The 15,405-nt window shown below is 31.3% G+C and carries 12 protein-coding genes; 1 reads left to right on the plus strand and 11 read right to left on the minus strand.

The window, feature by feature from the left end; all coding sequences use genetic code 11:
• Positions 1–101: 101 nt before the first annotated feature.
• The 11 genes from ABXT64_RS11150 to ABXT64_RS11200 all read right to left on the minus strand — a co-directional run bounded on the left by ABXT64_RS11150 (position 102) and on the right by ABXT64_RS11200 (position 13,536).
• Positions 102–833, minus strand: a complete 732-nt coding sequence (locus ABXT64_RS11150) for a shikimate dehydrogenase family protein (RefSeq protein WP_443633012.1) — start codon at positions 831–833, stop codon at positions 102–104.
• A gap of 9 nt (positions 834–842) precedes the next feature.
• A complete protein-coding gene (locus ABXT64_RS11155) occupies positions 843–1,847 on the minus strand; it encodes a DUF368 domain-containing protein (RefSeq protein WP_443634962.1) in 1,005 nt (334 codons plus the stop codon).
• Positions 1,843–2,820, minus strand: coding sequence for a DUF368 domain-containing protein (locus ABXT64_RS11160; RefSeq protein WP_443633013.1), 978 nt, complete (start codon positions 2,818–2,820; stop codon positions 1,843–1,845). Before ABXT64_RS11160 ends, ABXT64_RS11155 begins: the two co-directional genes overlap by 5 nt.
• Positions 2,821–2,852: 32 nt before the next feature.
• Positions 2,853–4,253 carry a tetratricopeptide repeat protein gene (locus ABXT64_RS11165; RefSeq protein ID WP_443633014.1) on the minus strand — a complete coding sequence of 467 codons (1,401 nt, stop codon included), beginning with the start codon at positions 4,251–4,253 and terminating at the stop codon, positions 2,853–2,855.
• A gap of 133 nt (positions 4,254–4,386) precedes the next feature.
• Complete coding sequence (locus ABXT64_RS11170; RefSeq protein WP_443633015.1) at positions 4,387–5,577, minus strand: aspartate aminotransferase family protein; 1,191 nt, start codon at positions 5,575–5,577, stop codon at positions 4,387–4,389.
• Positions 5,577–7,322, minus strand: coding sequence for an OstA-like protein (locus tag ABXT64_RS11175; RefSeq protein WP_443633016.1), 1,746 nt, complete (start codon positions 7,320–7,322; stop codon positions 5,577–5,579). Before ABXT64_RS11175 ends, ABXT64_RS11170 begins: the two co-directional genes overlap by 1 nt.
• A 52-nt stretch (positions 7,323–7,374) precedes the next feature.
• On the minus strand, positions 7,375–8,646 hold the full coding sequence (locus ABXT64_RS11180) for an adenylosuccinate synthase (protein ID WP_443633017.1): 1,272 nt from the start codon (positions 8,644–8,646) through the stop codon (positions 7,375–7,377).
• A 5-nt stretch (positions 8,647–8,651) separates the two neighbouring features.
• The gene (locus ABXT64_RS11185) at positions 8,652–9,119 is read right to left on the minus strand and encodes a Fur family transcriptional regulator (protein WP_443633018.1); all 468 of its coding nucleotides are present in this window, start codon (positions 9,117–9,119) and stop codon (positions 8,652–8,654) included.
• A 21-nt stretch (positions 9,120–9,140) separates the two neighbouring features.
• Positions 9,141–11,351 carry a RelA/SpoT family protein gene (locus ABXT64_RS11190; protein ID WP_443633019.1) on the minus strand — a complete coding sequence of 737 codons (2,211 nt, stop codon included), beginning with the start codon at positions 11,349–11,351 and terminating at the stop codon, positions 9,141–9,143.
• Positions 11,352–11,445: 94 nt separating this feature from the next.
• Positions 11,446–12,678, minus strand: coding sequence for a M48 family metallopeptidase (locus tag ABXT64_RS11195; protein WP_443633020.1), 1,233 nt, complete (start codon positions 12,676–12,678; stop codon positions 11,446–11,448).
• 57 nt (positions 12,679–12,735) lie between these two features.
• Positions 12,736–13,536: a TrmH family RNA methyltransferase gene (locus ABXT64_RS11200; protein WP_443633021.1), complete on the minus strand. Its 801-nt coding sequence runs from the start codon at positions 13,534–13,536 to the stop codon at positions 12,736–12,738.
• A gap of 280 nt (positions 13,537–13,816) precedes the next feature.
• Between ABXT64_RS11200 and ABXT64_RS11205 the strand changes: the two genes are divergently transcribed.
• The gene (locus ABXT64_RS11205) at positions 13,817–15,385 is read left to right on the plus strand and encodes a T9SS type A sorting domain-containing protein (protein WP_443633022.1); all 1,569 of its coding nucleotides are present in this window, start codon (positions 13,817–13,819) and stop codon (positions 15,383–15,385) included.
• Positions 15,386–15,405 lie beyond the last annotated feature (20 nt).

Here is a 15,405-nt window from a genome sequence, read left to right on the forward strand (position 1 = left end):
CAATGTTAAGGTTCAAAATTATAGAATTAAGTTCAAGATACTAACAAGTCATAAATATACAAAGGAAGAGTACTTTTATTTGATTGAAATTGAATTAAATTTTATCGTTTCCAAATAGTCAAGGCTTTTTCAGCCTGATATTCTAACATTTTCATGCCGTTACAAGTGTTGGCGCCTTTAATTTTCCCAAATTTCATGAAACTAGTAACTTGAGGATTGTACGTAAGGTCAAAAAGGAAATGTTCGTTTGTAAGGTATTGATAAGGAATATTAGGAAATTCTTCAATCCTAGGAAAAGTACCTAATGGAGTACAATTAATTATTAAATAATGACTAGATATAATTTCCTGTGTTAATTCATTGTATGTTATAGTCCCTTCTTTTTTAGTTCTAGAAACAAAAATAATTTTAAAGCCTAGAGTATCTAACACATAGGTTATAGCTTTTGAAGCGCCTCCTGTTCCTAAAATTAATGCCGTACGTTCTTTCAATGGGGGGATTTCAGTTAATACTTTTGCGAATCCATAATAATCAGTATTATAGCCATTTAGCTTGCCGCTTTTCATAAACTTTATGGTGTTAACAGCACCTATTGCTTTAGCTTCGATATCTATTTTATCTAAAAAAGGGATAATGCTTTCCTTATAGGGTACCGTTACATTTAAACCCCTGAGGGCGCAATTTTCAGAAATTAATTTTGGAAATTCATTAATATCTTGCAGGTCAAAATTTTGGTAAGTATCCTGTCTTTTTTCATTTTCAAACTTAGCCGTGAAGAAATGTTTCGAAAATGAATATCCTATATTTTTTCCGATAAGTCCATATTTCGCCATAATATTACATCAATCTTTTTTAAACCAATCTAAGCTTAAAACTATTAATATTCCTACAATAGTAAACATAATTGCCAAGATAGTTTCGTGCGAAAATTCTGTCGGAAAAAATCGTTTATAGTAGGAAATTACCTCACGACCATTGGCATCAAACTTTATATTTCCAGCAGCATCTAAATCATATTGTTTTATTTTCCATGGCCATACAACGCCTAAAGATCCAATTATAAAACCTATGATTACTGCATATGTAATTTTTTTGAAATGCTTCAGTAAATATCCTAAAACATGAGAAAGAGTAACCAACCCAGCTAATGATCCTATTGAAAAAACAGCTAATACTTTTAATAATCTAATGCGTAACGAGTTTTGTAAAAAGCTGAAGTCTCCTTGAATCATTTCAGTTAAAGTATCAAATAGTGCATTTACAGAGTCAACTAATAGTAACACGTAATTTCCTAATAGAATTAATATAAATGAACCTGAAAGACCGGGTAATGTCATTCCTGAGACCCCAATAATTCCACATAAAAATACAAATATTAAATGATCATTTTCTTTTGCAGGTTCTAAAAAACTAATGCTTAGTCCTGCAATAATTCCACATAATAAATAGACGATATTTTTTTTTCTCCAAGCACCAAAATCTTTTGCTAAATAGTAGATTGAGCCTATAATCAGACCAAAGAATCCACTCCAAACATAGAGTTCAAAATGTTCAATTAAATAATCTAAAACTTTTGAAACACTAAAATAACTGATAATCATTCCTAGTATTAACCTACCTAAAAACTTACCATTTATGTATTGATAAAATCGTTTAAAACCTCTTTTATATAAGAGTACAAAGGCTTTCGAGTTTATTTTTTGTAGTGAATAAATAAATTCTTCATAAAAACCTCCAACAAATGCAACAACACCTCCAGATACGCCAGGTACTTTATTTGCAGCACCCATAGCAAGTCCTTTCAAAACAAGCCAAATATTATCGTTGAATGTTCTTCGCCCCCTAATCATTTGTATTTTTTTTATTTACTGAAACACGTTCTAAAATAAAAATTAATAAAAAACCTATTATCATAAAAAGTATAGCATAAATTACAAAAGGTTCTCCAGCATAGGATGTAGGTAAAACACTTGTCTCAAGAAAAGGTACTTTTTCTCCATGTGAATTCATGCGGTATTCTAATACTTCTTTCCAGGGCCAAATTTTATTTAATGCGCCAATCATAAATCCTGTTAGTATTGCTAAAATGATATTTTTATGATTTGAAAACATCCAGTTCAGTGCTTTCGAGAAAATTTTTATGCCAATAATTGCGCCTAAACCAAATACTAATATCTTAACAAATGCATCCGAAAAAAGTTTCCAATCTAAAGTAGTAACTCCATCTCTTAACTGATTAATTGTATCTAATATCGATTGATAAGCACCTAATAATAATAAAATAAAAGCACCTGAAATACCAGGTAAGATCATAGCTATGATTGCTATAAAGCCAGCAAAAAATAAAAACCAAGTACTATCTAGAGTACTTATAGGTTCCGCTAGTGTTATATAATAGGATATCGCAGTTGCTAGTATAATTGAAGTCCAAGTGGGTATGCCCCATTTTGTTATCTGTTTTCCTACATAAAGTATACTTGCAATTACTAAACCGAAGAAAAATGACCAAACTAAAACTGGATGTTCTTTTAATAATTCAGAAATAATTTTTGCAAATGAAATAATACTTATTGCAATTCCTAAAAATAACGCTAGTAAAAAAGAAAGATTGTAGGATTTCCATGCAATAAAGAATCCTTCTTTTTTCCACTTTTTAAAAAATTGAAAATCTAACTGATGTATCGTGTCTATTAATTCTTCATAAATTCCAGAAATAAATGCAATCGTTCCTCCAGAAACACCTGGAACAACATCAGCAGCACCCATCGCTAGACCTTTTAAAGTAATAATAAAGTATTGAAGTAAATTACGTGAAGGCATTGAAAAAGTTCTATTGCCCAAAAATAGGTAAATTAAAGGGAAGTGTTTTTGTGAGTATAAATTATTTTTTGAACAATCTTCGTTTTAAATACTGAAGGGAAAAGCTCTTCAAGTATTATAATGTATTCAGAATCTAGATTTAAAGCATTCTTTAAATGATATTCACCCTTAGTTTCATCATTTAAATTAAAATACAAACCTGCTAAACGATATTCTAATTCAGAACATTCTGGGTAAAACTCTAATGCTTGAAATATATTATTTATTCCGGCTTTAAACTCACCTAATTTTAATAGGATATCATTTCTAATAAGCCAAGTATCTAGTTCATAGTTTCCTAGCTCTAATGTTTTTCGATAGCCATGTTCTGCTTCTTCAAACAAAGTTAATTTTGCATTTATTTTGGCATATCGCTTCCAATAGAGTACATTTTCACTATCTATATTGATTGCTTTTTCAATATAGTAAAGTGCTTTTTTAAAATTCTTTTTTCTAAAATAAAAATCTGTAATTGCTATCCAACCTTTATCTAATAAAGGATCTTCTTCAACACATTTTGTGAAAAATTGTAGGGATAAATCATTTACTTGTAATTTCTCGTAACATTTACCAATTCTCAATAAAGCAAATGATGTAGGATCATCTAATCCTAAGGTAATTGTGTAACTTTCAATAGCTTCTTGATACCTATTTAATTTTTCAAGAACTTTCCCCTTTTCTAAATAAGCGCCAATAAAATTATCGTCACTAATAATAGCAAAATCAAATGCTGCTAGTGCCTTTTTATAATCTTTAAGAGTTGCATATTGTTTACCTACTTGATGCCATGCAACTTCACAATAAGGATTAGTATTTAAAAAATCATTTAGATAAATAATAGCTTCTTCATTTTGCTCCAAATAATCAAAACAATAAATGATGTTATATAGCGCTGAAAAATCTTCTTCATCATTTTCAAGGCATTTCATGAAGTAGTATTTAGAATTTTCGAAATCTTCTAAAAATAAATATTCCATACCAATTAAAGAAAAAACATCTGATTCATCTTCTGTTAATTCTAATGCTTTTTCAAGCATTTCAATAGCCGATTTATGGTCGTCTTTTCGAGATAATATATTGGCTTTTTGAATATAAATCTCTTCGTTGGATTGTTCTATTAAAGACAGTTCATTCAATAACTTATCTGCGGTTTCAAGCTCATTTTCAAATACAAACATTTCAACTTGAAATAAACGAAGGTTTATAGATGCTGGGTGTTGTTCTAAGCCTAATTTTGTGGCTTTTTTGGCTAATGCCATTTTCCCATTTTCTAGATAATGATGAATTATTTCTTCAAATTCATTTGAGTCAAAAAATAACACGCTATTTGTTTTTAGCATTGACTCGAAGCGGGTCAAAGAAAAATTGTTGTTATCATTAGGGCTCAATTGCATCTACAAGGGGTATATTTTCTTATATTTAAAGATAGTAATGTAGTTTAAAGTTAAATAGTTGTACCATTATTGTTGTTAACCTAGTTATTAACACAAATTTTAACGTATATGTGTTTGCAAAATAGAACTTAAGTTAGGCTCTTTTTTTGAAGATGGTATTAAATACTTCTATTAAAATAGCACAGCCTTCCTTAATTTCCTCTTCTGAAATGGTTAGAGGAGGTGTAATACGGATTGCTTTATCTTCAAATAACAACCAAAATAGTAGTACTCCTTTTTCTTTGCATAAAAGAATAATTTCTGAAGCAATTTCGGAAGATTCTACCAATAAAGCAAGCATCAAGCCTTTGCCTCTTATTTCTTTAATAAGTGGGTGTGTTAATAGATTTCGGAATAATTTCTCCTTTACTATCGTTTCTGAAATTAAGGAGGTTTCAGTTAATACTTTTAAGGTAGCTAATGCAGCTGAAGCGATTACAGGATTACCTCCAAAAGTGGTAATATGCCCTAATTTTGGACTGTGTTGTAGGTTTTTCATAAGTTCTTCAGAAGCTGTAAAAGCACCTATTGGCATTCCACCTCCCATTCCTTTACCTAAAACTAAAATGTCTGGAACACAATTATAATGTTCAAAACCAAAGAGCTTACCTGTTCTTCCAAATCCAGGCTGTATTTCATCTAAAATTAATAAAGCACCTACTTTATCACAACGCTTTCTTACTTTTTCTAAATAATTATTTGTAGGCATTATAAATCCTGCTCCACCTTGAATAGTTTCAAGAACTACTGCCGCAGTCTTTTCAGTTATTAGCAGTAAATCTTCTTCAGAGTTAAAACGTATCGAGTGACATTCAGGAATAAGAGGTTCAAAAACAGACCGACGTTCTTCAAAGCCCATAACGCTCATAGCTCCCATGGTATTTCCATGATAGGCTTTTTCAGCATAGATGATTTCTTTTCTGTCTGTAGCTCTTCGTGCAAGTTTTAATGCTCCTTCTATAGCTTCAGTACCACTATTAGTAAGGTAGGTTGTTGTTAATATTTCGGGTAAGTGACTTGCTAATAACTTTGATAATTCAACTGCTGGCTGCTGAACAAATTCTCCATAAACCATCACATGTAAATACTTATCTAATTGATCTTTAATCGCTGTAACAACTTTTGGATGTCCATGTCCTAAACTACAAGCAGAAACTCCTGCTATAAAGTCAAGATATTTTTTTCCAGTAGTATCAAAAATATAAGAGCCTTTAGCATGAGAAATTTCTAATGCAAGTGGGTGAGGAGTAGTTTGGGCTTGATATGTGAAAAAATCGTTAAGCATTAGTTCTCTTTATTAGGTGGAGAATCTTTTTCTTTTTTCTGAGTTTTTGCCTTTGGATCATCGGGGTTATTTTGAAAATCCTTTAGTTTTAGCTTTGAAGCATCTGGTATTTCTAGATCTTCTTCAGGAATATCGTCAAAAAATTCGCCTTCATCTTCTGGTAATGGTAAGCCTTTTATTTTAGTCAGAATAGGAATAGGTTTACCATTAAATAAATCTGATACTTTATGTAATCGTTCCTCTCCTCTCCAAATAAACCCAGGAAGTAATCGTTGATCTTCTGGATATACAGAAGGAGGATGTAACTTTCCATCTGCTTCTTTAATAAAACGTATGCCTGTAATTTGTTGTTCTTCCAGGTACATTTGAATTGAACTACTTACCGTATAATTGATACCGACGAGTTCTTCTTTATCATCTCTAGAATAAAATACTACCTGTGCATTTTTAACAACATTAACGGTGTCTAATTCATTATTAGTAAATAAACCAATGAGTCTTTCTCCTTTTACTTGGTTATATCCTGAACTATCTTTTTGAACCAAAAATGCCTTATTAAATACTTTTAAAGTGTCTAGTTTTTCGGTTACAATATTTGATAAAATATGAATGGTGTCACCTGTCATTTGATTTTCGCCGCTCCATAAAACAGGGTTTCTTAGAAGCTTTGTAATTCCTTCCTTTTGATTTAAAAAGATAGAATCACATTTTCCACTGGTAGGTTCTTCTCCAGGCAATCCTTGTTTGAACATTCTAGCTCTATAAAAACCTTTTATAATCCGATGCTCTGGTTTACCTGTAACTTGTAACGTATCTGCATGTATATAAATTGAATCATTGTCACGAACTGTTATGGCAAGTGCTCTTTTTGTAATAAATACTGAATCCTTGTCTCTGAAAACTTCAGCATAATGACCTTTTATTATACTATTATTCAAAGTATCTAATACTTTAATATTATTCGTCGCAGAAGCGAAATTTTTGTCTCTATCAAAATAGATACTGTCCCCGTAAAGAATACGGTTATTATAATCAACTCTTGAGTTTTTTACAAAATACCCTGTATTTTCACGTGTATCATAATAACCTCTTTCGCAATATATAGTACTGTTTTCATTAACTATAGTAGACTTTCCATATAAATAAGCACCACCGGTTTCAGAATAAAAATCTAATTGTTCGGAATGAACAGTATAGTCAGGATTTTTAATTTCTACATTAGATAAAAATTGATACTTCTTAGTCTCAGCAAAATAGCGCCCGATTCTACTGGTAAGTACACTAGCAGTATCTATAACTGTTCCTCCAGTTCTGTAAAATGCCTGTTGTTTTACTCTGTCGAAATAAAGCGTATCGGTTTGTAAAGTGGTTTTTGGTTCCTTAAAAAGAACATCGCCACTTGCAAAGGCAAATTTGGTATTACCATTATACTCAGCATACTTACTGGTCATGGTAATTGTATCTTCTTGTATAATTTTTACAGAACCATATGCTTTTACAAAGTTGTCTTTAGTGTAGACATAGGCTTGGTCACACCACATTTCAATACCTTCATGAACAATATAAACTTGTCCTGAATTATCTTTTGTATAAATTACAGCATCTGGAAATTCTGGTTTTTTTTCAAGGTAACCAGATTTTATATTTACTTTTTGCTTCTCTTTTTCAGGTTCAGTTTCTTGTGCTTGGAATGTTATTCCGAAGAAAATAAAAAAGACAAGAACAAAATAATTTGAAGATTTCAAATACTAATCTTTTTTGGTTAAGTAAAAAACGAAGATACTAAAGAAAACGTACTTATCTAGGGATGGTTTGTTTTCTATCTGGACCTACTGATACTATTTTAATTGGAATTTCTAATTCTTTTTCAAGAAAATTGATATACTCATTTAACTCATCTGGTAACTGACTTGCATCGGTCATTTTAGTTAAATCTTCTTTCCAGCATTTAAACGTGGAATAGATAGGTGTAACATTTTCTTCTTCGATGTTATAAGGTAAATGTGTAATAACTTTCCCTTTATAGTTGTATGCAGTACAAATTTTTAATTCTTTAAATCCTGAAAGAACATCACCTTTCATCATCATTAGTTGAGTAACCCCGTTTATTTCACAGGTATATTTTAAAGCAACCAAATCTAACCAACCACATCTTCTAGGTCTTCCAGTTACGGCACCAAATTCATGACCAACTTTTGCCATTTTAACTCCTACTTCATCAAACAATTCAGTAGGGAAGGGGCCAGAGCCCACTCGTGTGGTATACGCTTTAAAAATACCGTATACTTCTTTTATTTTACTTGGAGCAACTCCTAAACCAGTACATGCGCCTGCAGCTGTTGTATTAGATGATGTTACAAAAGGATAAGTTCCAAAATCGATATCTAATAAAGAACCTTGTGCACCTTCAGCAAGAATAGTCTTACCAGATTTCATGGCTTGGTGAAAGTATTCTTCACTGTCGATAAACTTAAGTTCTTTTAGACGTTCAATAGCTTCGAAAAATTCAGCTTCCATTTCATTCAAATTATATTGGATATCTACGTCATAGAAATCAATAAGAGCGACATGTTTGTCTGCTAATGCACGATATTTTTGCTTAAAATCTACTAATTCTAAATCACCTATACGAATTCCATTTCTTCCGGTTTTATCCATATATGTTGGTCCAATTCCTTTAAGCGTAGAACCAATTTTTGCTTTACCTTTTGAAGCTTCTGAAGCAGCATCTAATAAACGATGTGTAGGTAAAATAACATGTGCTTTTCTTGAAATAATTAATTTTGATTTATAATCAATATTATATGGATCAAGGCCTTCAAGTTCTTTAACAAAAACAACGGGATCGATTACCACACCATTACCAATAACATTCATAGAATCTTCATGAAAGATCCCTGAAGGAATAGTTCTTAGTACGTGTTTTATTCCATCAAATTCAAGGGTATGCCCAGCATTTGGGCCTCCTTGAAAGCGTGCAATAATATTGTAGTCTTTTGTGAGGACATCAACAATTTTTCCTTTTCCTTCGTCTCCCCATTGTAATCCAAGTAGTAAGTCTACAGCCATAGATATTAAGAATTTTCCTGAGATGAATCAGGTGTTTTTTTATTTCCGTAGAAATATAATGAATGGTTAATTATATCAATATCGAACACTTCTTCAATCGTTTTTTTTATCGATTGTATACGAGGATCGCAAAATTCTATTACTTCCCCATTAGATAAAATGATATGATCGTGTTGTTTGTCGAAATATGATTTTTCGTAATGTGCTTGATTTTGACCAAACTGGTGTTTTCGTACTAAAGAACAATCAAGTAATAATTCAATCGTATTATAGAGTGTAGCTCTACTAACACGATAATTTTTATTTTTCATGTTTATGTACAAAGATTCAATGTCAAAATGATCATTGTGATCATAAACTTCCTGGAGAATTGCATAACGCTCCGGTGTTTTACGATGCCCTTTTTCTTCTAAAAACGCAGTAAATACGTTTTTAACAATGGCCTGATTATTTAAATTAATTTTTGTACTCATAACAAGTTTCAAAGTTAACGATTATACTCGTGTTACTTTATCGATACCGTTAATTTTTTTAATATTTTTTATTAAGTTTTTAAGAACGCTAATGTTTTTAACCACTACAATAATTTTTCCAGTAAAAATTCCATCGTCACTATCAAAGTGAACACTTTTCATATTGATAAGCAAGTTATTAGAAATTACTTTTGTTACATTATTAACTAAGCCTATGGTGTCAATTCCTGAAAGTAATAACTCTACTTTGAAATCGCTTTGCGATGAATCGACCCATTTAGCTTTTAAAATTCGATAGTTGTAATTACTTTGTAATTGTAGCGAGTTAGGGCAATTCTTTTTATGCACTTTAAGGCCTTCTGAAACAGTTGTGAATCCAAAAACAGAATCTCCAGGTATTGGATTACAACATGCAGCAATTTTATAATCAAAAGTCTCCTCTTCTTTACCAAAAACTATTTGATCGAAATTTTCAGTAATTTCTTCTTTATGCAAATCTTCAGGATTGCTAGGTTTCCTGATTCTATTTTTGAAGAAACTTATAAATGCGTTATTTCTTGAAGTAGCAAAATCTTTAAGTTTTGAATTATCAATTAATCCCGAACCAATTCTAAAATATAAATCTAGACTAGTTTTTAGCTTAAAATAAACGACTAATTGGTTAATTGTTTTTTCATCTAAAGTTATTTTTAATGACTTTAATTTTCGTGCAAGAATTACTTTTCCATCTTGCGCAATTACTTTTTCATCTTCTTTTAATGCATTTTTTATTTTACTTCGAGCTCTACCTGTAGTGGCATAATCAAGCCAGTTTCCTGAAGGTTTTGCTTTGTTAGATGTCATGATCTCAACCTGATCTCCGCTTTTTAGTTGATGGCTTAAAGGAACAAGCTTACCATTTACTTTTGTTCCTCGCGTATGTAAACCAACTTCTGTATGAACATGAAAAGCAAAATCTAGTGCAGTAGCTCCTTTCGCTAAAGAATACAAATCTCCTTTAGGAGAAAATACAAAAATTTCTTTTGTATACAGATTGAGTTTAAAATCTTCAACAAAATCAACGGCACTTATTTCTTGGTTTTCTAGAGTTTCTTGTAGTTTATTTAACCAAGCGTCTAAACCATCATCTACTTTATCTTTTGCTTTGTTTTTGTATTTATAATGAGCAGCGAAACCTTTCTCTGCAATTTCATTCATTCGCTCACTTCTAATTTGAACTTCAACCCATCGACCTTGAGGCCCCATTACAGTAATATGTAAAGCTTCATATCCTGTAGATTTTGGTGAAGAAATCCAATCACGTAACCTTGTAGGGTTGGGTCTAAAATGATCTGTTACTATCGAATATATTTTCCAAGCAATAAATTTTTCATCATCTCGGTCACTACGGTAAATAATTCGAACGGCAAACTTGTCATACACTTCATCGAAATCAATGCTTTGTGCAGATAACTTTCTTCGAATCGAAAAAATTGATTTAGGTCTTCCCTTAATTTCATAATCAAGTTTTTCTTCATCTAAGGTGTTCTTTATAATTTTTGTAAAGGAATTGATGTAAGCATCCTGTTCTTCTTTACTATCTTTTATCTTACTAAAAATATCATTATAAACTTCTGGCTCTGTATATTTTAAGCTTAAATTTTCAAGCTCTGTTTTAATATTATACATCCCAATACGATGTGCTAATGGTGCATAAATGTATAAAGTTTCAGATGCAATTTTAACTTGTTTATGAGGAGGCATAGCATCCATGGTTTGCATATTGTGCAAACGGTCTGCAATTTTTATAATAATTACTCTAACATCTTCATTTAGTGTGAGTAACATCTTCCTGAAGTTTTCTGCCTGTAGCGAAACATCTTTATCTGCTGACATGCTAGAAATTTTAGTAAGTCCGTCAACAATTCGTGCAATGGTTTCACCAAATAATTGTTCAATATCAGCTAAGGTATATGAAGTATCTTCAACAACATCATGTAAAAGAGCCGCTGCAATAGAGGTTGCGTCTAAGCCAACTTCTGAAGCAACTATTTTTGCAACTGCAATCGGGTGAAAAATATAAGCTTCACCAGATTTTCTTCTTTGCTCTTTATGGGCATCAACTGCCACATCGAAAGCGCTACGGATTAATTTTTTATCATCCTTAGAAAGATCACGATAACTAATTTTTAAAAGCAATTTGTATTGCTTTGCAATTTCTTTTCTTTCTATCTCGAGGGCTTCTTCAGTCATAAATTAAAAGTAATGTTTCGAATTGAAACAAACAACAAAAAATACTGAAAAGCCACAATTTTTCTTATGACAAATTTTGAATACTTTTTATCGATTAAGAATTCAAATTCCTAGAACGTTGTAAAAGAGTAGGATGCGAATAATGAGCAGTTACATATGCAGGGTGTGGCGTAAGATTACTTAGGCTATTTTTAGATAATTTTTTTAATGCAGAAATTAAAGGAGTTGCTTCAAAAGTATTTTTTGCATAATCATCTGCTTGATATTCGAACTTTCGAGAAAAGTAATTCATTATGAGCCCTGTGATTTCAGAAATAGGGCTGTATAAAACTCCAAAAACGATTAAGCCTATATGAAATGAAGGATCTGAAATATTTAATGCATCAGAAAATAATTGATTGCCTATAAATAAGGATAATAACCATAATGTAAATCCTGTAGTAGCAATAGATGCCGTAAGGTTAAAGACAATGTGTTTCTTTTTATAATGACCCACTTCGTGTGCTAGTACTGCTACGATTTCATCTTCTTCTAAATCATTAATTAAAGTATCATAAAGAGTGATTCTCTTTTCAGAACCAAATCCTGAAAAATACGCATTAGCCTTGGTACTTCTTTTAGAGCCATCAATTACAAATATATTATCCAACTTAAATCCTACTTGACTTGAATACTCTTCAATTTTAGAGCGTAAACTGCCTTCTTCCAAAGGAGTTTGTTTATTAAAAAGGGGAACAATTAATTTTGCATAAAACATATTCATAAAAAATGAAAAAACAGCAATCATTGCCCATGCATACAACCAAAACTGACTTCCAGTTGTTTCATAAAACCAAACAATTAGTGATAGTAAAAGTCCTCCAATAAGTACCATCATCATCAAGCCTTTAATTTTATCGAGGATAAAGAGCTTTTTTGTTGTTTTGTTAAAACCAAACTTCTCTTCAATGACAAAGATTTTATAATAACCAAAAGGAGTAGAAAGAATATCACTTGCAAGCATTATAATTCCGAAGAAAACTAAAGTGATAATAATGTTATTATCTGAAATGCTTCTAGCGATTTCATCAACATATTTAAAGCCATCTAAAAAGAAAAAAAGTAAGGTTGCTAGTATTGAAATGGTAGAAGCGATAGTTCCAAAACGTTGATTTTCTTTTTTATAGGCTTGCGATTTTTGGTATTCATCAAGCTCGTATACATCTTTTAACTCCTCTGGAATAGGATCATTAAAGTGTTTTGCGTTTAAAGTGTCAAGAACTTTATCAACGATAAAATTAACAATTAATATACCGATGATGATGTAAAAAAGGGTTTGTGGCGACATGTAATGTTGATTTGTTGTATGTTGAAACGTTTATTTGAAACTTAAGACTAAGCTTATCTAATTAAGTCCACGTTGTCTCTTGGCTTCAAAGATAAGGATTCCAGCAGCTACAGAAACATTCATTGAATCTATTTCTCCTTGCATTGGAATGTTTATATTTTTAGCGCTTTTATCACGCCATTCTTGTGTAAGTCCCGTTGCTTCAGTTCCCACTACTATAGCAGTACTTTCTTTAAAATTACAAGTGTGATAGGGTACAGATTCTTGTAAAATAGCAGCATAAATAGCAATGTTTTTTTCTTGAAGAAAAGCTATTATTTCATCTGTACTTCCTGTTCCAATTTTATTAGTAAAGACACATCCAACACTACTTCGTATAATGTTTGGATTGTATAGGTCTGTTTTTGGATTTGCAATAATAACCGCATCTACATTTGCAGCATCAGCAGTACGTAAAATTGCTCCAATATTTCCAGGTTTTTCGGGAGCTTCAGCTACTAAAATTAGCGGGTTAGGATTGGTAAATTTTAAATCTTCAAGTGATTTTTTTTTGCTTTCTGCAATAGCGATAATTCCTTCTGTAGAAGTGCGATAGGCAATTTTTTTATATACTTCTAATGTGATTTCAATGACTTCAGAATTTGAATTCTTTACCGCAGTAATAACTTCACTCTCTTCTGAAACTATATCAGAACAATATAGTAAAGTTTTTAAGGTAAAATTGCCTTTAATAGCCAATTCAATTTCGCGTTGTCCTTCAATAATAAATAAACCAGTTTTTTTACGTTCACGAGATTTCTCTTGAAGTAATAATACTTGCTTTATCAATGGGTTTTGAAGACTAGAAACTTGTTTCATGTGTCTATATTATTTTTTTTACGGTCGCATTTCGACAAGCTCAGTACGGGCATGCTGTCGCTATTAGTCATTTCGTTGGGTGATAAATATTTTAACATGCTCGTTTCATGCTGCAAATATATACTATTAATAATTTTGAAATAGACAGGAAGCTATAAATGTATTTAAACAAAAAACCTAAGTATTCATCCAATAAACCAATGCACTTATACATTTGATATATTTTTAAGTAAAAAAAAGTCTAACTTAGTTTTTTTACTAAATGCATAAAAACTCTATTATGAAAAAAATTACTCTTTTATTATTGCTATCCTTTGTTGCATGTTCTATTACTGCACAAGATTATGTAGTAGAGTCGATTGGCTTTAATCCACCACATTCATATATTCAGGCAAATGCTAATACTAATTCAGATGATCTTTATTCTGGGATTATTCCTATTGGTTTCGATTTCGAATTTTATGGGAACACCTATAATGATGTTGTTATTGGAGGTAATGGAATTATAAATTTTGATACAACATTGGCTGGAGGATTTTGCCCTTGGACTTTTGATCAAGATTTACCTAGTACAACGATGGAAACTAACAATGCCATATTTGGAGCCTATCATGATATGGATTCTAGTGTAAGTTCTACTGATGAAGTAAATTATGCGCAATATGGTACTGCACCAAACAGAAGGTTTGTAGTTAACTTTTATCTGGTTCCTCATTTTCAATGTAATGATATTATTTCTACGTTTCAAATAGTGATGTATGAAACGACCAATAATATTGATGTATATATAAAAGACAAACCTATTTGTGGTACATGGAACAATGGAAATACTTTAATAGGTATTCAAAATATTGATGGTACAGAAGGGATTGCTGCTCCTGGAAGAAACACCAGTGATTCTCCTTGGGAAGCTTATAATGAAGCTTGGCGATTTAGTTTCTTTGAGGGTGAAACAGTGGAAGCGTATAATACAACGTTCTCTGTTTGTGATACTGGAAATGGTGGATTTGAATCGTTTGATTTTAGCTTAATTGAAGGTGATGTAGCAGGAAATCAAAGTAATGTAACCGTAAGCTTTCATGAAACATTTTTAGATGCAAATAATAATATAAATCCTATTGCATCACCATATGTTAATATTTTAAATCCTCAAACGGTATATGCTAGAGTTGAGAATTCTGATGGATTATTCGCAACTTCTGAAGTGACTTTAGAAGTAATCGATTGTATCGATAATGACAATGATGGTGTTTCTACAGAACAAGAAGACTTAAATGGAGACGGTTATCCAGGAAATGATGATACCGATAATGACGGTATTCCTAATTATTTAGATGAAGATGATGATAATGATAATGTGGATACTATCGATGAAATTACTGGAATAGGAGCAGGCTTTAATGGTGTTACTTATATCTTTATTGATACAGATTCAGATGGCATTGAAAATTATATAGATAATGACGATGATGGCGATGGTGTTTTATCAGTGTTCGAAGATTATAATGGCAATGGGACTCCTATTGATGATGATACCAATGCTAATAACATACCTGATTTTTTAGATGATGAAGTAGCGATTATACTTGTAATTGAAAGTAATTCTACAGTAGATTTTTCAATAAGTCCTAATCCTGCTTCAGAAATGATACAAATTCAATTATCTAATTTTTCTTCTGAAACACAAGTAATTCTTTATAATATTCAAGGACAAGTAGTTCTTTCAGAAATAAAGAATTCAGAAAATGGAAACTTTGCAATAAATGTTTCAGATTTAGCATTAGGAATGTATTTTGTGCAACTACAATCTGAAGATAAGACAGTTTCTAAAAAATTGATAAAGAATTAATTTAGACTTCGGCTGCGCTC

The sequence above is a fragment of the Candidatus Marifrigoribacter sp. Uisw_064 genome (assembly GCF_047730175.1).
GTDB lineage: Bacteria > Bacteroidota > Bacteroidia > Flavobacteriales > Flavobacteriaceae > Marifrigoribacter.